The sequence below is a fragment of the Sapientia aquatica genome, from assembly GCF_004358105.1.
Classification (GTDB): Bacteria; Pseudomonadota; Gammaproteobacteria; order Burkholderiales; family Burkholderiaceae_D; genus Solimicrobium; species Solimicrobium aquaticum.
In genome coordinates this window covers 140,844-161,071 of record NZ_SMYL01000005.1, presented here as the reverse complement: position 1 = coordinate 161,071, position 20,228 = coordinate 140,844, and the positions used below count along the sequence as shown (strand labels likewise).

Below are 20,228 nucleotides of genomic sequence, written 5' to 3'. Positions count from 1 at the left end.
CTGGCGAATTACAGGCTCCATATTTACAGTTGCCGCCACCCGCATCAATTGAACTTAATTTTAGCCACAACGGTGGAGCTTAAGGTTGAGTCGCCAGGCTCAAAACTGGTTTCAGCTACCGAGTTACTTTTATCCTGCATTGGAGCCGCGACCATCATCGCGCGATACACGGGCTGCGGATGCGGCGCTGAACCGTCAAAGTCTAAGCTCTCGATCACCGAATCGGCCGGATCGCGTCCCATTGCTTTGGCAATCATCGCGACGCGATCTTGTAGATTTTTATAGGCCGATTCCAGGCGTTTGGCTTCCAATTGTTTGGCCGCTTCGTCCGACAAACCGAAATTAAGTCCATTCAAGGCTAACACTTGTTGAACTCCTGCAACAGTAGCAGGAAGTTGTTGAATATTTTTAGTCGTCAAATCTAAATATTGTCCGACGCGCCAGCCGGTAATGGTGCGGGTTTTGGCATTCGGTGTGGAATCTGCATAGACTGGATAGGTGTAATACCCGCGGGTGGCGTATTTGCCATCTGAATCCGCTTTTTTTAATAATTCCGTCCCGTCTTTCATTTTTTGATTCACGCGACTGGCCGCAACCGCTTTATTTTTATCTTGTTCTTCAACAAAAAAAGTAGCGCGGGCTTGGTCATTATCGGCATGCACTTCTCCACTGCCTGAAACCATTAGTACCGTGCCTTTGGTCTGCTGGGCTAATGCTGGCAAACTAAGCGCGCCACACAATACAACAGAGGTAATTGCCACTAATTTTTTCATACGATTCTCCAAATAAAAAAGGGAATTGCGTCTCCGCAACTCACAAGAGAATACCTGAATTCAACCAACATTTACCCTACGGACACTACTTAAATTAACATTTAACGATAAGTTTCTTTGTGCCACATCAATAAGTGGCATTAAATTACAGCGCTATTTACCTGGCAAAAAGACAAATTTAGTCGCTACATTTGGCAATCATGGAGAACCTACGCACCGCAAGCCTATGAAAGCGCTTGCCATCTCAACGAACCAACGCCGCCCTACTTTACCAACTTCAAATCCAAATCCTGAAAGTCATAGCTAAAGTCGGTCATCTCAGAAATAACGGCCATTTTAATTCCCGTCGGCTTGCCATCCACGCCGAATAAAAACGTGGCAAACGCGTCCGCTAACATACTGCGTTCAAACCATTTAACGGCGTAAGTCGTGCCTTGGTAGTAAAACATTTCGCCTTTTAATTTCGGCGAATGGGCAGAGGTAAACAATAACTTACCGTCTTGGTAGCTCAGCACCACGTCGCCAAACCAATTGTCTCGATAGGTGCCGACTAGGCTGACTGGCGCAATCGAATTGACCGCATTTTTTTGCGCATCGACTTTAGCCCACACCGCAGCTACCGCCTTGGCATCTTCGTCGTTCTTCTCTTCTAAACGCGCATGATATTGCGCAATCCGATCGACTTTCGGTAGGCCGAAATACGCATCTTTAATCGTGTCAGTAATCGAGCTAAACGCTGCGCCGACTTGTTGATTGGTGAGCACAATAATGCCGAGTTTTAATTCTGGAATTAAGGTTACTTGCGTGACGACGCCGGTTAATCCGCCGGTGTGACCAACTTGTTTATAGCCATTCACATCACGCAATCCCCAGCCTAATCCGTAGGCGGCAAAGTGTGTGTTGTAGGGATTGAATTTGTGGTCAAACGGCGTGATCGTTTGCGGCGACCACATTTCTTGCTGCACTTCGGCGCTAAATAAATGCTGCGATAAATCCTTGCCATAGGCGCCGCTATTTAATTGCAGGCGCACCCATTTACTCAGGTCAACTAGATTACTATTTATGCCCCCTGCCGCGTCCGAGACTTCGGTGAGTTGCGCATCCACGGCTTGCAATTTGCCGTCAAATTCGACATGCGGCGCAACGATGTTCGATTTGTCTTTTAAGCGGAAAAACGAAGGAGCGCTTTCGGTCATACCGATCGGTTGAAAAATATGTTGCGCAATAAAGTCTTCCCACGATAAGCCAGAAACGCGTGCGACGATTTCGCCGGCGATGATGTATAAATTATTGTCGTAATCGTATTTGGAACGGAAGCTCGACGTTGGCTTTAAAAAGCGCAAATTATGAATCACATCGGCGCGGGTAAAATCACTGCCTTCTGGCCACAACATTAAATCCCCTGCCCCCAAACCTAATCCACTGCGGTGCGTGAGCAAATCGCGGATCGTAAATTCATCCGTCACATAGGGGTTGTACATCTTAAACTCAGGAATATAGTCGGTGACTTTGTCGTCCCATTTGATTTTCTTTTGATCGACCAATATGCCCAGCGCTGCGCTAGTAAAGGCTTTGGAATTGGACGCAATGCCGAACAAGGTATGCTCATCAACTTTTTGCTTAGCATTTAAGGAGCGCACGCCAAAGCCGTTGGAATACACGACCTTGTCGTCTTTAATCACAGCTACCGCAATACCGGGAACATGGAAGGTTGCCATCGAACGCTGGACTAAGGTGTCGATTTCCGATTTGGACAGCGGCTTAACTAGCGATTTGGTTTCGTCGGCTTGCGCGGCTGACAGCGCCAGCACGCACAGCAATGAGCAAAGAACAGATTTCATGTTTTCCCCTGAGTATTGTCGTAATTAAAAACTACTTCTCATTCAAATAAAAACGGCACAACTCAACGTTGCACCGCTTTTTTTAATTATATTTTGCGTATCCGACTAAGCAAACCAGTTACGCAAAAATCACTTGATTTCGGCCCGCATGCTTGGCTGAATAGAGCGCTTTATCTGCTCTAGTCAAGATATTGGAAATAGTATCGTGCGCCACACCATGGTCAAACAGGGTCACACCGATGCTGACCGTTAAGGCAAACGGATAGCCATTATCCGAGAAGAATGGGATGGCAGCGATGACTTCCCGCAACCGCTCGCTCACCAGCAATGCTTCGGTTTCGTCGGTTTCGGGCATCAACAACAAAAATTCTTCCCCACCAAAGCGAGCGGCGATATCGGTGCGGCGCATGACTTCTTTGAATACACTAGCAATCGCGGCAATCACGCGGTCACCAGTTGGGTGGCCGTAATTATCATTAATAAACTTGAAGTTATCGACGTCTATCATGCACAGCGCCAAGGGCTTCTTAGTGCGGCGGCAGCGATCCATTTCATGGTTAATCCATTCAATCATCCGACGACGATTAACCAAACCGGTGAGCGCATCTGTAGCAGCTAATAATTCCAATTCCTTGTTAGCCAGATGTAAATCTTGAGTACGCTCCACAACCCGTTCTTCTAATAACTTGCGTTCTTCGATCAAGGCGCGGTGCAATAACAAAGTGCGGCGCGCCAAACAAAAACAAAATACCAAAGGCAACGCCAACCAAGTCAGCGAGCCATTAATGTGAATTAACTGATTGAATTGCGTCGGAAAAGTGATGCCCACCGAAGAGTGCAAGAACGGCGCAACAGCTGGATCCCAAACGCGGTTAACTAGATCACTAAACATGGACGGTGACAGGCTCAAAAACATTAACAAGCCGTCTTTTGCGCCGCGCCGCCAAGCTTGCAAGCCACCTATCATAATCAAGCCGCCAACCAGAACGTCTTGCCAGTTTTCGTAATTGATCCGATTAAATGGCATGGAACCAACCGGCACACCAATCAGAGCAACAAGCGCCCAGATCAGCATGATTCCGTTGAAAGCGATAAATAATTTTAGTCCAATCGCCGCCACGACACTGTATTGATTGAATTGTCCAAACCGGATCGACAGCCAACACAGCATCATCGTTGCAAGGGGCGCAGAAAGCTGCCAGAGCCAGCCGTAATGATTTCCCAAACCAAATGCATCGACTTGATCCCAAGCTAGCAAGGTCAAACCGATAAAGAAGGAATACAAAGAATAAATACCAAAATCGATATCCCGTAACGCAATCCCAAACGAGGCCGTAAACAACGCGGAAGTCAACAAGCCCGTAGCTGCAAGGACAGTCAATACAATCGTGGTACTTTGTGCTTTCCCCAACGCTTCTAGGGTGCCGGGCGTCTTTACCATCACCCGCTCATCGAATGTGGGATTGGCGGAATCAAGCTTGATATACAGTGGGCCGGGAGCCAGACTAAACAGAGGGAACAGGCTAAGCCGGCCACTAATCAACGGCGCATGTTTGCTGCCCTCAAATTTGGTCAGGTCGATTAATTGACCTTGTGCGTCGTAAAAGGCGCTCGACAACATAGGCGAGCGAGAAAACAGTAGATAGTTAGGCGAACCAGTCTCAACTTGGACGCGCTGCAAATTGACCCGAATCCAGCAATGCGATTTTGGCTCAACGAATGCTACACCGTTGTCGGTAGCACGCCATTCAACATCGCGGGCTTGCCCATTTTGGAATAGCCCCTCCGACGGGCAACTGTAAGCCAACTCGGACGCCGCTAAATTGGCATTGGCTTGTGCATGACAAACTGGGCTCAGTAAAAAACCAAACCAGAGAATCATCAACAAGACTAATCGTGAAAATTTAAATGCCATTTACTTGGGTTGTGAATACTTTGAGCTTGAGTCGAACATTCAACATCGCTGCTTACTTTTTAATCTTAAGTCCGGTTTTATTCGTTCATTTCCGCACGCTCATGAACGCCGCAATCCCGATGAAATTACCAACATCGGCGCCTCCAGCGTTACGGCTTCGTTTGCTATGGAACGGAGTAAATTGTGAATCAAAGCCGTATTTCCAATTGAAAATATTGCATTACGTTAAAATTGTAACTTATTTTAGAACGATAATTCACACGCCAGTTGCACAAATTCAACAAAATGCAAATTTAATTTACTTTATTAAAATCAAAGAGTTAATTGTCGTTATCACTTTTTTCAATTTGGATTGATTGCACTGCGCAATCATAATAGTTATACAACTTTGAACCGTCGATACGTTTAATTCGCCCATAAAAAAACGCTACCGAGGTAGCGTTTTTTGCTTAAAGCTGTTTGGGCTTGCACGCCCAAACAAGGACGATGCCGATGACAGAATCAATTAGTTTTTCGACTGATCAACCATTTTGTTCTTGGCAATCCAAGGCACTTTATGCGTAAAAAAAAACGCTACCTGCGTAGCGTTTTTAGCTTAAAGCTGTTTGGGCTTACACGCCCAAACAAGAATGATGCCGATGACAGAATAAATTAGTTTTTCGATTGATCAACCATTTTGTTCTTGGCAATCCAAGGCACTTTATGCGTAAAAAAACGCTACCTGCGTAGCGTTTTTAGCTTAAAGCTGTTTGGGCTTACACGCCCAAACAAGAATGATGCCGATGACAGAATAAATTAGTTTTTCGATTGATCAACCATTTTGTTCTTGGCAATCCAAGGCATCATCCCACGCAACTTAGCCCCCACCTGTTCAATTTGATGCTCTGCATTCAAACGGCGACGGGAAATCAATGTTGGTGCACCAGCTTTGTTTTCCAAAATGAAGCTCTTCGCGTATTCGCCGGTTTGAATGTCTTTCAAACATTGGCGCATGGCGTTTTTGGTGTCTTCGGTCACGATTCTTGGGCCGGTGACGTATTCGCCGTATTCAGCATTGTTTGAAATCGAGTAGTTCATGTTGGCGATACCGCCTTCGTAGATCAAATCAACGATCAATTTTAATTCATGCAAACACTCAAAGTACGCCATTTCTGGTGCGTAACCGGCTTCAGTCAGGGTTTCAAAACCAGCTTTGATCAATTCAACCGCGCCGCCGCACAACACCGCTTGCTCACCGAACAAGTCAGTTTCAGTTTCTTCGCGGAAGTTAGTTTCGATGATACCAGCGCGACCGCCGCCATTTGCCATTGCATACGACAAAGCGATATCGCGGGCTGAGCCTGATTTATCTTGATACACAGCGATCAGATGTGGAACGCCGCCGCCTTGCGTGTAGGTTGCGCGTACAGTGTGGCCTGGTGCTTTTGGCGCGATCATGATGACGTCTAAATCAGCACGTGGTACCACTTGACCGTAGTGCACGTTAAAGCCGTGAGCAAAAGCCAATACGGCGCCTTGTTTAGCATGCGGGGCTACGTTTTCGTTATAGACTTGCGCGATATTTTCGTCAGGCAGCAAAATCATGATGACGTCAGCGGCTTTAACGGCTTCGTTGACTTCAGCTACATTCAGGCCAGCATTTTTAGCTTTGTTCCACGATGCGCCATCTTTACGCAAAGCGACAGTCACTGTGCAGCCAGAATCGTTCAAGTTTTGCGCATGCGCGTGGCCTTGGGAACCGTAGCCGATGATGGCTACATTTTTGCCTTTGATTAAGGAGAGGTCACAATCTTTGTCGTAAAAAACGTTCATTTTATTTTCCTAAATTTTTAAATTGGTTATCTGATCTGAATTAGAGATGCAGAAGAATAAGCTTGCTAAATTAAATGTTAAATTTAAACCTTGAGTATGCGTTCACCGCGCCCAATACCTGAACCGCCGGTACGCACTGTTTCTAAGATAGAGGTGCGTTCGATCGAATCAATGAAGGCATCTAGCTTGGCTTTGTTGCCGGTCAATTCGATGGTGTAGGTTTTTTCAGTGACATCAATAATGCGGCCACGGAAAATATCGGCGGTGCGTTTCATTTCTTCGCGTTCTTTACCTACTGCGCGCACTTTGATCAACATCAGTTCGCGCTCGATGTGCGCGCCTTCGGTTAAATCAACGACCTTAATCACTTCGATCAAGCGGTTTAAATGCTTGGTGATTTGCTCGATCACGTCGTCCGAACCCGTGGTAACAATGGTTAAGCGCGACAGTGTTGCGTCTTCGGTTGGCGCGACAGTTAGCGTTTCGATGTTGTAGCCGCGGGCTGAGAACAAACCTACTACGCGTGACAATGCACCGGCTTCGTTTTCTAATAAGACTGAAATAATATGGCGCATGTTATAAGTCCTCCGAACCAAGTAACATTTCAGAGAGACCTTTACCGGTTTTGACCATCGGCCAAACGTTTTCGGTTTGATCAGTAATGAAGTTCATAAACACTAAACGATCTTTCATCGCAAACGCGTCACGCAAGGCACCATCAACATCCGATGGATGCTCAATCTTCATCCCAACATGTCCATACGATTCCGCCAATTTAGAGAAATCAGGTAAGGAATCCATGTACGACTCGGAATAACGTGACGAGTAATCAATTTGCTGCCACTGACGCACCATTCCTAAGAAACGGTTGTTGAGCAAAATGATTTTTGGTGTGAGGTGGTATTGCTTGCAAGTGGCCAATTCTTGGATACACATTTGAATTGAGCCTTCGCCCGTAATACATGCCACGGTCGCATCGGGATTCGCCATTTGCACGCCCATCGCGTAAGGCAAGCCTACGCCCATCGTGCCTAAGCCGCCGGAATTAATCCAACGACGTGGTTTGTCGAAACCGTAGTACTGCGCTGCCCACATTTGATGCTGACCAACGTCAGAGGTAATGAAGGCGTCACCTTTAGTGATTTGCCAAACTTTCTCTACGACTGATTGCGGCTTGATGACTTCGGTGGACGGCGTGTATTTTAAGCATTCACGTGTACGCCATTCGTTAATTTGTTTCCACCACGGAGCTATAGCCGCAGCCTTTGGTTTGTTTTCGGCAGCGGCTAATTGCGAGAGCAATTCTTGCAGCACGTCTTTAACATTACCAACAATTGGAATATCGACTTTAACGCGCTTGGAGATTGATGACGGATCAATATCGATATGAATAATCTTGCGCTGTTGCGAGGCGAAATGTTTTGGATTACCGATCACGCGATCATCGAAACGTGCGCCAATTGCAATCAACACATCGCAATTTTGCATCGCCATATTGGCTTCATACGTTCCGTGCATGCCCAGCATACCAACGTATTTTTCATCCGATGCGCGATAGGCGCCCAAGCCCATTAAGGTATTGGTGCAAGGGAAGCCGAGTTGGTCCACCAGCTTATTCAATTCTGGCGAAGCATTGGCTAAAATCACGCCACCGCCGGCATAAATCATGGGTCGTTCGGCTTGCAAAAGCAGTTGCAGCGCCTTACGAATTTGCCCAGCATGACCTTTATCGACCGGCTTGTAGGAGCGCATTTCAATTTCTTTAGGATAGGAATAAGCACACTTGTGCATACTGATATCTTTAGGAATATCGATCAACACCGGACCAGGACGGCCAGTTGTCGCGATATAGAAAGCCTTTTTGACTGTCTCTGCCAGATCACGCACATCTTTCACTAAGAAATTGTGCTTGACGCAGGGACGCGTAATTCCAACGGTGTCGCATTCTTGGAAAGCATCCTGACCAATTGCGCTGCTCGGCACTTGGCCGGAGATCACAATCATGGGAATGGAATCCATGTACGCGGTTGCTAAACCCGTTACCGCATTGGTAACGCCGGGACCGGAGGTCACCAGAGCAACGCCAACTTTGTTGGATGAACGCGAATACGCATCTGCCGCATGCAATGCAGCTTGTTCATGACGAACGAGTACGTGTTGGAATTTGTCTTGTTTGTAGATGGCATCGTAAATATACAATACCGCGCCGCCAGGGTAGCCGAACACATGTTCAACGCCTTCTTCGGCCAAGCAGCGTACTAAGATTTCCGCGCCTGTTAAATCGGGATTATTGCTCACTTGCAGTTCCTTTCAAGGTCCATAGGAGATTGATCGGATGTCCTCACCTTGCGAAGTGCCATACCAGACAACAAGTGCTCCACCAGACGCATAAACAATTCTTACCTGCTTACACACTTTTATCGTCACCGCCTTCGCGCTTCACACAACCGTAGGTGTGTTACGCACAAAAACTAATGACAACTGGATTTGCTAAGTCACCCAATACAGAAAAAACTTCTCACGCTTGTGGCATGGGTTAGAACAAACTAGCTTCAAAACTTGATAAAGCGAGTCGCACATGATTAACGGGATGAGTCATGATGTGGACTTGGTTGCTCCTAGATGTAGGAGCGGAGTAGTACGGTAATGCGTTGCACCAATTTATGTCAAGCAATTTCACCATTTTAGGGAGAAAAATCCGGAAATTGACGATTCAACGCGCTGTTCTCCGAATATTTACCACTAAAATTTATATTTTGCTATGCAGCGAAATAGCGGCAATAAGTGGTTTTAATAATTCATTTAAGCAAGTAATTTGAGCGGAAAATTACCGTTCTCATTTATACTTCGGGCATATTCGGAGACTCATTATGCTTAAACATCCCTTTTTCCACGCCTTTAAATTAGGCACGCTGATCGTCTGCGTAACGACTTTATTAAGCGGCTGCGCGGTAATTGCAGTCGCTGACGCGGTGGTCAGCACAACGGTCACCGTTGGTTCGGCCGTGGTGGGAACGACGGTCAATGTTGGCTCTGCGGTGGTGGGCTCGGCGGTGGATGTGACGCGCGCTGGTGTTAGAGCAGCAACTAGCGAACCAACTCCCGCTCCAACCCCAGCAAAATAAACGATCTTCTAACTGTTGTGCGCCCTGCTGACGTTTTCACCATCGTTCACGCGCAACGTGGTGAAAGTCAGCGCAGAGATAATAGTAATCGCACCCATGCAGATAAATGCACGATGCAACGCGCTTAGCACCGCCACATGATTGGTTTGTGGCAGCCCAGCTAAAAACCAGCCAGTAATCAATAAGCCAAAAGCCAAGCCAAAACTCATCGAAAGTTGCTGCAGCGAACTAGCAATCGTGCTCGCCATGCTGGCGTCGGGCGTTTTGATGTCCGCATACGCCATGGAATTCATGCAGGTAAATTGCAGTGAATTAAAAAATCCCATCGTAAAGCCTAACAAGACAATCAATGCAATCGGCGTAGTCGTATCAACGAGTGAAAAACACGCAATCGTGCAGCCTATCATCACCGTATTAATCGTTAGGATTCGACGATAACCAAAACGCGCTAATACTTTGGTCGCAATCATCTTCATGCCCATCGCAGCCAAGGCCGACGGCATCATTAGCAGACCGGATTGCCAAGCAGGTAAGCCTAAACCGAGTTGATACAACAGCGGCAGTAAAAATGGCAGCGCGCCTATACCCAGCCGAGTGATAAATCCACCGCCGACACCAACCCGAAAAGTACGCACTTTGAACAACGCCAAATTGAGCAAAGGGTAGACGTGTTCGCGCGCATGCCAAACATAGGCCGCCAACAGCATTACCGACAAACCAAACAAAATCAAGGCCGACATATTGCTCAAATCATGCTGGCCAAATATCTCTAGCAACCACGACATCAATGCCGTTCCAGAACCGAATAGCACTAAGCCGATAACGTCTAAGGGACGCTGGCTATCCCCATAATAATTAGGCATATAATGGTGACTCAAATATAGCGCCACCAAACCAACCGGAACATTGACAAAAAAGATCACCCGCCACGACAACCAATGCACAATTAATCCACCTACCAACGGCCCCAACAACGGGCCAATTAACGCCGGAATAATCACAAAGTTCATGGCCGCGAGCAGTTCAGATTTAGGGAATGTACGCACGATCGTCAAGCGCCCGACCGGCATCATTAACGCTGCGCCTAAACCTTGCAGTACGCGGGAAGCGACCAGCATAGGCACATTGACCGATAAGCCGCACAAAATTGACGCAATCGTAAATAAAGTGACCGCAAAGCTAAACACACGGCGCGTGCCGAAGCGATCAGCAATCCAACCGCTAACAGGAATACCCACCGCTAAACTCAAAATATAGCTGGTCACCACCGCTTTCAAACTTAGTGGAGTGACGCCCAAACTAGCTGACATGGCCGGAACGGCCGTATTAACGATAGTGGAATCGAGTTGCTCCATAAACAGAGCGGAGGCCACTACCCAAGGAAGAAAACGCTTAACAACGGATTCAGACTGAGTCATTGCGACTGACTTAACGTTGAGAACTAGCGGCGCGCATTAGCAACACTTGCCAGCGCCTTTGCCGTTATAACGGGCTTCTTGCCGTTCGCGGAAAAACTCTTCATACGTCATGCAATGCTGCTCAGGATGATTTAGACGCATGTGCGCAGCATACACTTCATAATCTGGAACACCGACCATCAGACGCGCCGCTTGCCCTAGATAGCGCCCTACTTTGCCTAGTTCTTCTAACATAATCATTTCCTTGAAACGTAATGCAAAAATGAAATTTGCCGATGAACTATTCATCGGCAAATTCCAGCTCATAGCGCAAATTTGTGCTGCTAAGACTAATTACGCCATCGCTTCGTAAGGCGATTCTTTCGCCGTTGATTGATTGCTTTTAAGTGAGTGGAAAGCAGTTTTCAATCCAAAACCAACCACGCTAATCACCACAAACATAAACAGCAAAGTTAAACCAGCATCGAGTCGGTTGTTAAACACCAAACGCCCCATTTCTTCCATCGATTTAGCGGGAGCAATTAATACGCCCTTGTCGATTCCGGTTTGGAATTTATTAGCGATGGCCAAGAAACCCAATTTAGGACTTGGATCGAACACTTTAATCCAGCCGGCTGTAAGAGTGCAGGTCAACAACACAATCGTCGGGAAAATCGCAACCCAAGCATAACGTTGACGCTTCATTTTAAACAGTACTACCGCGCACATCGTCAAGGCAATTGCCGCCAACATTTGGTTGGCAATACCGAATAACGGCCACAAGGTATTAATACCACCAAGCGGATCGACCACGCCTTGGTACAAGAAATATCCCCATAAGGCCACACAAGCGCCGGTCGCGATTAAGTTCGCTATTAACGAATCGGTCTTCTTGAGCGAAGGAACAAAGGTGCCCAATAAATCTTGCAGCATGAAACGACCCGCGCGTGTTCCCGCATCAACAGCGGTCAAAATAAACAACGCTTCAAACAAAATCGCAAAGTGGTACCAGAACGCCATCATCGCTTGGCCGCCGATGAATTGGTGCAGGATATGCGCCATACCAACGGCTAAAGTCGGAGCACCGCCAGCGCGCGACAGAATTGTGGTTTCACCGATGTCTTTTGTCGTTTGCAGCAACATATCTGGCGTAATGGCAAAACCCCAACCATTAATCACTGCCGAGACCGCTTCTGGCGTTGTGCCAATTACCGCTGCGGGACTATTCATCGCAAAGTACACACCCGGATCGATGACCGATGCGGCTACCAACGCCATAATTGCCACGAACGATTCCATCAACATACCGCCGTAGCCAATCAAGCGCGCTTGGCTTTCGTTTTCCAACATTTTCGGTGTGGTACCGGACGAAATCAGAGCATGGAATCCAGATACCGCGCCGCAGGCAATGGTAATGAACAGGAAAGGAAATAGGTTACCTGCCCAGACCGGACCGGTGCCATCGATGAAACGGGTAATCGTAGGCATTTTTAAATCTGGCGCAACAAACAACACGCCCAAGGCCAAACCAACGATAGTGCCGATTTTTAAGAAAGTAGATAAATAATCGCGCGGTGCTAACAACAACCACACTGGAATGACGGCAGCGATAAAGCCGTAAATCATCAAAGCCCAAGTCAATTGTTTGCCATTAAAGTCAAACATGGCGGCCAATTCTGGGTTGCCTGCAACATAACCACCGAAATAAATCGCCAACATCAGCAACACAAAACCAACGACAGAAATCTCACCGATCCGACCTGGGCGAATGTAGCGCATGTAAATACCCATGAACAAAGCGATTGGAATCGTTGCGCCAACGGTGAATGTTCCCCAAGGGCTGTGAGTCAGGGCTTTGACCACAATCAGCGCCAAGACCGCCAAAATAATGATCATGATCATAAAGCAGCCAAACAGCGCAATGACACCCGGCACAGTGCCGAGTTCGGATTTAATCAAATCACCTAAAGAGCGGCCATCGCGGCGTACCGACACGAACAGCACCATAAAATCTTGCACTGCGCCGGCAAACACCACGCCGGCCAAAATCCACAACATACCGGGTAGATAACCCATTTGCGCGGCTAGCACTGGGCCAACCAAAGGACCCGCACCAGCAATGGCGGCAAAATGGTGACCAAACAAAACGTATTTATTGGTAGGAACATAGTCCAAACCATCGTTGAATTTGTAGGCAGGAGTTTTACGGGTCGCGTCCACGCCCAACACTTTATCGGCAATGAAACGGCTGTAATAGCGATAGGCAATCAAATAAACCGATACTGCGGCGACGATAATCCATAACGCGTTAATGCTTTCACCTCGGTTTAATGCGACGTAACCAAGTGCGAAGGCGCCGACTAGCGCCAATACCAGCCAGCCTATCTGCGAAGAAATCTGCTTCATTTTTATCTCCTGTTGTAATTTTTGTCGTAATAGCAAGCTAAAACGTCGTGCTTAAGTTGTACCAATTGCCGCCTAGCGACATTGCCGTTCTCGAAATGGTTCATGGATTATATCGACATTAATGACTGAGTTGCGAAGCCGATTATAGTCTCAGAGAAATATTACAGTTACCTTGCATGGATTTGGCATTTTGTGAAAATAAGGGCGAATAATCGGCAAAATATCTGAATATCCTTTCAACATGGTCAAAATCCATGGGTGCTTGGTTGGTCTTCGCCAATTTTGGTGCTAAGCAGGATTTTTTCTGTCTTTCCCGTAAAATTTACTTTGAGCAAGCTATTCAGTCGGATAGCATAGAGCCTTCGTTCGCGGCGAACGGATTTTGCACCTCATCGTGAGCCACTTGCCTATCCTTCGCCAACCTTAATTAGCGCACCATTACATCCCAAGCACGCATGTCTCCAGACGAATATTGCCAACAAAAAGCCGCTCAAAGCGGCTCCAGTTTTTATTACAGCTTTTTATTTTTGCCCAAGCCGCGCCGTTTGGCGATTACTGCTTTGTACGCATTTTGTCGCGAAGTCGACGATGCCGTGGATGAAACCAGCGATGCGACCGTTGCGCAGAATAAGTTAATTTGGTGGCGTTCCGAAGTCAACGCCATGTTGGCAGGCAAGCCCACCCATCCGGTAATGCGCGCTTTGGAGCCGCATATGGCGACCTACCAATTACAGGGCAAACATTTGCTGGCCATTATTGATGGCATGGAGATGGATTTAACCCAAACTCGCTACTTGGATTTTATTGGCTTGCAAAAATACTGCTGGCATGTCGCCAGCGTGGTGGGAATTTTATCCGCCAGTATTTTCGGCGTAACTAATCCCAAAACCTTGGAGTTTGCCGAAAAACTTGGTCTCGCTTTCCAACTCACCAACATCATCCGCGACGTGGGCGACGATGCGCGTAAAGGTCGGATTTACTTACCGATCAACGAATTGCAGCAATTTGGCGTAACCGCTGCCGACATTTTAAACGCGCGCCATACAGAGCAATTTACCGCGCTAATGCAGTTCCAATACGAGCGCGCACAGCAATGTTATGCACAGGCGTTCGCCCTGCTTCCAGCCGAAGATAGACGCGCCCAGCGCACTAGCTTAATCATGGCGGCCATCTATCGTACGGTGTTAGAAGAAGTCAAAGAAGACGGCTTTAAAGTCTTACATCACCGAATTTCACTCACGCCCATCCGCAAACTATGGCTGGCGTGGATTACCTATGTGCGTGGTTAATTGATATGGACGTCGCATGAAATACGCCGTCATTGGAGCAGGATGGGCCGGTTGCAGCGCAGCGGTTGAGCTGGCTAAACGCGGGCATCAAGTGCATTTGTTTGAAGCAGCGCGTACCTTGGGTGGTCGAGCGCGGCAGGTCCATCTGCACGGCATCGATTGTGACAATGGCCAGCACATTTTGCTGGGCGCGTATGAAGCGACCTTGAATTTGCTCAACACGCTCGGCGTCGATCCCGATGCTGCGCTACTGCGCCTTCCTCTGCAAATGTATTATCCCGACCAGTCTGGCGGGATGCAATTTATCGCACCTAAATTACCGGCTCCGTTTCATCTGATTGCTGCATTGCTGCGTGCCAAAGGTTTGCAGCGCGAAGATAAGATGTCGTTGGCACGCTTTTCCAGTGCAGCCCGCTGGATGGATTGGCAGTTATACACCGATTGCAGCGTGGCCGAATTATTAGAACGTTTTGATCAAACTGAGCGCTTAATCCAACTGATGTGGCAGCCGCTGTGCATCGCAGCACTGAACACGCCGATTGAGCGCGCCTCGGCACAGGTATTTTTAGCGGTCTTAAAAGACAGTTTAGGCGCGCGCCGCAAAGCGTCGGATATGTTAATTGCCCGCACTGATCTGAGTCATTTGTTGCCGCAACCGGCGGCTGATTATATTCAAGTGCGCGGCGGGCAAGTTCATGTGGGTTGCGCGGTGCAATCAGTTACACCAATTGACCAACAATGGCAGTTGGATTTCAATCCAAACATCCAACAAGAAGCAATGCGCTTCGATGGCGTGGTTATCGCCACTAACGCCGAGGCGGCTAGCACCTTATTAATGCAACTCAATTTAGCCGATCATATCCCCGCTTTTGACTACGAACCGATCACGACTTGCTATTTAAAATATCAGGCTGGAACGCGCTTGCCGCGTCCTTTTCTAGCTTTATTGGAAAATCAGGCTGAGCATCGCTGGGGGCAATTTGTCTTTGATCGAGGCCAATTTGATGGCTCAAACGGTGGGCTTCAAGATGGTTTATTTGCGGTGGTCATCAGTACATCTGGCCTAGCGACCGAATCCGGTCATGCAGAACTGGCGCTGCAATGCGCTAAGCAATTAGCGCACGACTTCAACAACCCGCAATTAGCCACACCAGAATGGTCACAAGTCATTACAGAAAAACGTGCTACCTTTGCCTGCACTCCCGCCTTAGCACGGCCTAGCAACCAACTACCGTTGGCAGGATTGGCGCTGGCTGGCGACTACACCGAAAGTCCTTATCCCGCCACGCTCGAAACCGCAGTAAAAAGCGGGCAAGCCGCTGCCCGATTGTTCGGTTGAATCCAATTACCGGGCTATTTAATCGGGCAATTTCGCCGGCGCTTTATACCAATCTTCTTTGGCAACGATCTTATCTTTAGCTGGATCGCCACGATAATTAGGCGACATAATTTGCACGCCAAATTCATTGAATACGTCTTGAATATTGGCATGCAAGCGACTCATCACTTGGGCGCGTAATTGCGCGTCACTAGGAATGGCCTGACAGATCAATAAATACTCTGGATAAAAATCCGACAACGCCGTTTGAAACACTTTGGGCGCAGGATCATTAATTACACCTTCAGTACGCAGCGCCGCCATGATCAGCATTTGCTCCACTTGCCGCCACGGCGTGTCATAACCAATCGTGACTTTGGTATCGATGATGAAGCCAATGCCCTGCACCGCTTTGGAATAATTTTGCGTCACATTACTGAGCACCAACGAATTGGGCAGCGTCAATTCCACACCCATTCCATTGCGGATGCGGGTCGAGAACATCCCCATTTCGACTATCGATCCTTGGTAATCCAGCACATGAATAAACTCGCCTTTGCGGTAGATGCCGGTATAGGTCAAAATCAAGCCGCTGACCAATTGGCCGACCAAGCCGGACGCGCCCATCGAAACCATTAAACCGACCAACACCGTGACGCCTTTAAACGCTTCCGTATTTGCGCCCGGCAAATACGGATAAGCCATCGCCAAGGCAAACAACCAAATCGCCAGATTAACAATGCGCCTTGTCGGCACTGCCACCTCGGCATCGAGCCAACTCAATTTAATACTGCCGTCTTTGACTCGATTAAAAAATCGGCTTAATCCTTGGGTGGCGGCGCGCGCCAATAAGAAAATGACGAAGGCGGTAAATAAATCGGGAATCGCTTTCAATATCGCGCTGCCCAGCATCACAATCAAGCCGATGAAATAGCCATGCAAATGCTCGCCCCAAGGCCGCGTTAAGGGGAATTGCTCCAACACGACGCTAAGCCATTCGTAGGAGATCAATAAAACAAGCAGCCAAGAAAAAGTTTGCACCAAGCGGCTGAGCACCCATTGGACACGCTCACGGCTGACGATTTGAGCGCTGTTGAGATCGAGCTGATCAATCTTGGAATTGGAAAATGCCAAGATGCGCGCTTCGACCACGCGCCGAATTCGGCGGATTGCCCACAACAAAACCAAATAAATGACCGTCGCCAAGCTCGCCAAAGCAAAGGCTTTGAGCATGTAATTCAGGCTACGGCTTTCGCGCGTTTCGGCAATGACTAGATTTAAGTTATCGACCGTTTTTTGACCGACACCCTGCAAGCTTTCTTGCTGAAACTGATCGATGTCGGTTGGTGCAATATAAAAGCTGCCGGTTTGGTCGATTTGAATCAAGATCCCCGGCGGCAAGTCGATCATGCTGGCTTTATGTTGTCCGCCTGTGCTCAGTTGCGCTGCAACCCGGCTCTCCGCTCGTTTTGCCCGCTCGAGCGGCTCAATTCCTAAGACCGACGAGCGAAACGTGACAATTTCACGGTTTTCGACAGTGACCACTGCATCCGTATTTTTTGAGACTGGCGCAGCAGCAGGAGTGCTTGTTCCGGGCAAATCAAGCGCATGCGCCAAGATGGAAGAACAGCAGAAAGAAGCGCATAACAATAATCGTGTCAGTTTCATGGCGACTTGTTTAATAAGTGAGAGGGAAATCGTCTAAACAGCGCTAAAAATAGGCGAACAAGGGTTAACTTACTTTTTATTTAGCAAGATATTACCATTGTGAAACTAGTACTGTGGAACTAGATTTACGCCTGTTTTAGCGACTTTTTCGGTCAAAAACAGCATTAACAAACTCAACTATCCCTCCATTGCATCAAGTCATGACAATTGTCACCTCGATTTCCTGACACTTGCCCCTGTTGCGCCAGTTCGCTTGGGTTCAAACTGCATTCCATCGACGAAGCACCTTTAACCCAACGTATTACCTTCAAACAACGGAGATTAGATCATGACAAACGCAACGAACGGCTTTCCAACCTGGGTATTATTTTTATTTTTCGGCTTAGTTTATTTGGGCTACCTGCAAAGCAAAACCAGAAAAGTATCGCGTACCCGCATCGTAGTTTTACCCGCCATCATGGTGTCATTAGCACTTTACGGCGTGCTAACAGTGCCGGCCCATGGCGTGATTGCTTTTGTCGCTTGGGCGATTGGGGCTGCCGCCGCGGTCGCGATGAACTCAAAAGTACCGCACGGAAACGGAGTCACTTTGCACGAAGGCCAGCAACATTTTGTGGTTCCTGGCAGTTGGATTCCATTGATTTTGATGATGAGTATTTTCGTCGTGAAATCCATCATTGGCTACTTGATCGGCAGCCATAGCGTCAATCCAGAAGATGTCTACTTCATTGCGGTAAGCAATTGGATTTCGGGACTCATCAGCGGCACCTTCTTGGCACGTGCGTTATTTATTTTCAAAGCTGGTAGCGCACATGGCACTACCCTGCTGAAACAATCCGGCAGCACAATTTAATTATTGTTAACCCAAAGAAAGCTGGCTTAAAATAGCCGGCATTTCGCCTTTCTCTGTTTGGCTCTCGCTCCCTCGACCTAAGGAACGCTGTTTCATGTCTATCGCTAATCGAATTATCAGCGGGCGCTGGATTCCCGAAAACCAAAGCAAATCGAGTTTTGCTTGGCTATTGATGATTGCATTTTTTGGATGGAAATATTTTCTCGTCCAGCCGAGCATCATGGAAGCCGTGCTGGGCGTTATTTCTGTACTATTTTTTATCGCACTTTTTGTGCTGGTCAATTGGGTTGGAATTAACTACCGAATAGGTATTATTTTCACGATGTTTTTGTTGGGCGCAGTGTGGGCGCCCTTTAACCCTGGAGCCGCGGTGTTCGTAATTTTTGCCGCTGCCAACTGCACTTCCATCGAACCCATTAAGCGGGCATATCAAGTTTTAATCGTATTGATGCTGCTATTGCTGCTTGAGGTTAGCTTAGTCAAACTGGGACCGGATTTTTGGGTGCCCTCATTTTTAGTTTCCACCGCAATGGGAATCGCAGGGATTATGCAAGGCGCTCTGCGGCGTTCACGCGAAAAATTGATTCGCTCGCAAGAAGAAGTCGCCTATCTAGCCACGATTGCCGAGCGTGAGCGGATTTCGCGCGACTTGCATGACTTACTCGGTCACACCTTGTCACTAATTACGATCAAAGCAGAATTAGCCAATAAATTACTGGCGCGCGATCCAGCAGCAGCGCAAAAAGAAATCCAAGATATCGAGGTCTGCGCGCGCAACGCACTGAGTGAAGTACGCGCTGCCGTGACAGGATATCGACAAGTCGGCTTTACCCAAGAATTAGCTAACGCCGCTAACTGCCTAAGTGCGGCAGATATCGGCTTAACCACGCATATTGATCAACTTACCATGCACGCCAATACAGAAAGTATTTTGACCTTAGCCCTGCGCGAGTCGGTGACTAATATCACACGCCACTCGCTGGCAACGCATTGTGACATTGAACTAAAAAAAGTCGCGGACCACATCGTGCTGACCATTTCCGATAATGGCAGTAAATTGAGTGAGGCCAATCAAGTCGTGCCCGGCAATGGCTTAACCGGAATGCGCGAACGTATCAATAATATAGGCGGCCAATTGCAGATCATGATCAAACAGGGTTTATCAATACGTATCAGCTTGCCAGCGTCTGGCCCGACCAACAGCGCAGGAGCCAAAGTATGATCCGCGTGTTGATCGCCGAAGACCAAGGCCTCGTGCTCGGAGCGTTAGCTGCACTCTTAAAGTTAGAACCTGATTTGGATATAGTCGGCACAGCGCCCAACGGCTTAGAAGCGCTCACCATGGCCAAAACCATGCAACCCGACATCATCATGACCGACATCGAAATGCCACTAATGACTGGACTAGAATTGGCGGTGGCGATCCAGGAACAACAATTACGCAGCAAAATGTTGATCGTCACCACTTTTGCGCGCAGCGGATTTTTGCGCCGCGCCTTGAATGCCGGGGTACGTGGTTATTTGCTCAAAGATGCGCCGTCGGAAACCTTGGCTGCAGCAATTCGCACCATCCACAAGGGCGGTAAAGTGATTGCGCCTGAATTAGCGCAAGAAAGTTGGGGCGGTGCCGAAGACCCGCTCAACGAACGCGAACGCCAAGTCTTACGTTTAGCAGGAGAAGGAAAACGCAGCGCCGATATCGCGCAACTGATTCATTTGTCCGAAGGCACGGTACGCAATTATCTGTCCGAAGCGATCAGCAAATTAAACGCAAAAAATCGAGTTGAAGCCTACCGCCTAGCACGCGAAGCTGGTTGGCTTTAAGAATATC

The 20,228-nt window shown here is 47.9% G+C and carries 16 protein-coding genes; 6 read left to right on the top strand and 10 right to left on the bottom strand.

Annotation, left to right across the window (positions count from 1 at the left end):
- Window positions 1-44: 44 nt before the first annotated feature.
- The 6 genes from E2I14_RS11675 to E2I14_RS11650 form a co-directional block, all read right to left on the bottom strand.
- On the bottom strand, window positions 45-773 hold the full coding sequence (locus E2I14_RS11675) for an SIMPL domain-containing protein (protein WP_133328668.1): 729 nt from the start codon (window positions 771-773) through the stop codon (window positions 45-47).
- 263 nt (window positions 774-1,036) lie between these two features.
- Window positions 1,037-2,614 (bottom strand): serine hydrolase, encoded by a 1,578-nt coding sequence (locus tag E2I14_RS11670; protein ID WP_133328666.1) that lies wholly within the window; start codon window positions 2,612-2,614, stop codon window positions 1,037-1,039.
- A gap of 118 nt (window positions 2,615-2,732) precedes the next feature.
- A complete protein-coding gene (locus E2I14_RS11665) occupies window positions 2,733-4,529 on the bottom strand; it encodes a sensor domain-containing diguanylate cyclase (RefSeq protein ID WP_133328664.1) in 1,797 nt (598 codons plus the stop codon).
- A gap of 795 nt (window positions 4,530-5,324) precedes the next feature.
- Window positions 5,325-6,341 (bottom strand): ketol-acid reductoisomerase, encoded by a 1,017-nt coding sequence (ilvC, locus tag E2I14_RS11660; RefSeq protein WP_133328662.1) that lies wholly within the window; start codon window positions 6,339-6,341, stop codon window positions 5,325-5,327.
- A gap of 83 nt (window positions 6,342-6,424) precedes the next feature.
- The gene (gene ilvN, locus E2I14_RS11655) at window positions 6,425-6,916 is read right to left on the bottom strand and encodes an acetolactate synthase small subunit (protein WP_133328660.1); all 492 of its coding nucleotides are present in this window, start codon (window positions 6,914-6,916) and stop codon (window positions 6,425-6,427) included.
- Window position 6,917: 1 nt separating this feature from the next.
- Window positions 6,918-8,639 (bottom strand): acetolactate synthase 3 catalytic subunit, encoded by a 1,722-nt coding sequence (locus tag E2I14_RS11650; protein ID WP_133328658.1) that lies wholly within the window; start codon window positions 8,637-8,639, stop codon window positions 6,918-6,920.
- A gap of 572 nt (window positions 8,640-9,211) precedes the next feature.
- Here E2I14_RS11650 and E2I14_RS11645 point away from each other — a divergent pair.
- The gene (locus tag E2I14_RS11645; protein WP_206105629.1) at window positions 9,212-9,466 is read left to right on the top strand and encodes a hypothetical protein; all 255 of its coding nucleotides are present in this window, start codon (window positions 9,212-9,214) and stop codon (window positions 9,464-9,466) included.
- A gap of 8 nt (window positions 9,467-9,474) precedes the next feature.
- Here the strand turns inward: E2I14_RS11645 and E2I14_RS11640 are convergent, their stop codons facing one another.
- From E2I14_RS11640 to E2I14_RS11630, 3 genes are all read right to left on the bottom strand, one after another.
- Window positions 9,475-10,884 carry a DHA2 family efflux MFS transporter permease subunit gene (locus E2I14_RS11640; protein ID WP_133328656.1) on the bottom strand — a complete coding sequence of 470 codons (1,410 nt, stop codon included), beginning with the start codon at window positions 10,882-10,884 and terminating at the stop codon, window positions 9,475-9,477.
- A gap of 36 nt (window positions 10,885-10,920) precedes the next feature.
- A complete protein-coding gene (locus E2I14_RS11635; RefSeq protein WP_133328654.1) occupies window positions 10,921-11,118 on the bottom strand; it encodes a YbdD/YjiX family protein in 198 nt (65 codons plus the stop codon).
- A gap of 99 nt (window positions 11,119-11,217) precedes the next feature.
- Window positions 11,218-13,269, bottom strand: coding sequence for a carbon starvation CstA family protein (locus tag E2I14_RS11630; RefSeq protein ID WP_133328652.1), 2,052 nt, complete (start codon window positions 13,267-13,269; stop codon window positions 11,218-11,220).
- A 455-nt stretch (window positions 13,270-13,724) separates the two neighbouring features.
- Between E2I14_RS11630 and hpnD the strand changes: the two genes are divergently transcribed.
- Both hpnD and hpnE read left to right on the top strand, forming a co-directional pair.
- Complete coding sequence (hpnD, locus tag E2I14_RS11625) at window positions 13,725-14,558, top strand: presqualene diphosphate synthase HpnD (RefSeq protein WP_133328650.1); 834 nt, start codon at window positions 13,725-13,727, stop codon at window positions 14,556-14,558.
- A gap of 16 nt (window positions 14,559-14,574) precedes the next feature.
- A complete protein-coding gene (gene hpnE / locus E2I14_RS11620; RefSeq protein ID WP_133328648.1) occupies window positions 14,575-15,897 on the top strand; it encodes a hydroxysqualene dehydroxylase HpnE in 1,323 nt (440 codons plus the stop codon).
- Window positions 15,898-15,915: 18 nt separating this feature from the next.
- Here the strand turns inward: hpnE and E2I14_RS11615 are convergent, their stop codons facing one another.
- The gene (locus E2I14_RS11615; protein ID WP_133328646.1) at window positions 15,916-17,544 is read right to left on the bottom strand and encodes a mechanosensitive ion channel family protein; all 1,629 of its coding nucleotides are present in this window, start codon (window positions 17,542-17,544) and stop codon (window positions 15,916-15,918) included.
- Between the two features lie 328 nt (window positions 17,545-17,872).
- On the opposite strand from E2I14_RS11615, the gene E2I14_RS11610 reads away from it, so the two are divergent.
- The 3 genes from E2I14_RS11610 (at window position 17,873) to E2I14_RS11600 (ending at window position 20,221) form a co-directional block, all read left to right on the top strand.
- Window positions 17,873-18,397, top strand: a complete 525-nt coding sequence (locus tag E2I14_RS11610) for a DUF6622 family protein (RefSeq protein ID WP_133328644.1) — start codon at window positions 17,873-17,875, stop codon at window positions 18,395-18,397.
- A 94-nt stretch (window positions 18,398-18,491) separates the two neighbouring features.
- Window positions 18,492-19,619, top strand: a complete 1,128-nt coding sequence (locus E2I14_RS11605) for a sensor histidine kinase (RefSeq protein WP_133328642.1) — start codon at window positions 18,492-18,494, stop codon at window positions 19,617-19,619.
- Window positions 19,616-20,221: a response regulator transcription factor gene (locus E2I14_RS11600; RefSeq protein ID WP_133328641.1), complete on the top strand. Its 606-nt coding sequence runs from the start codon at window positions 19,616-19,618 to the stop codon at window positions 20,219-20,221. Before E2I14_RS11605 ends, E2I14_RS11600 begins: the two co-directional genes overlap by 4 nt.
- The last annotated feature ends 7 nt before the right edge of the window (window positions 20,222-20,228 follow it).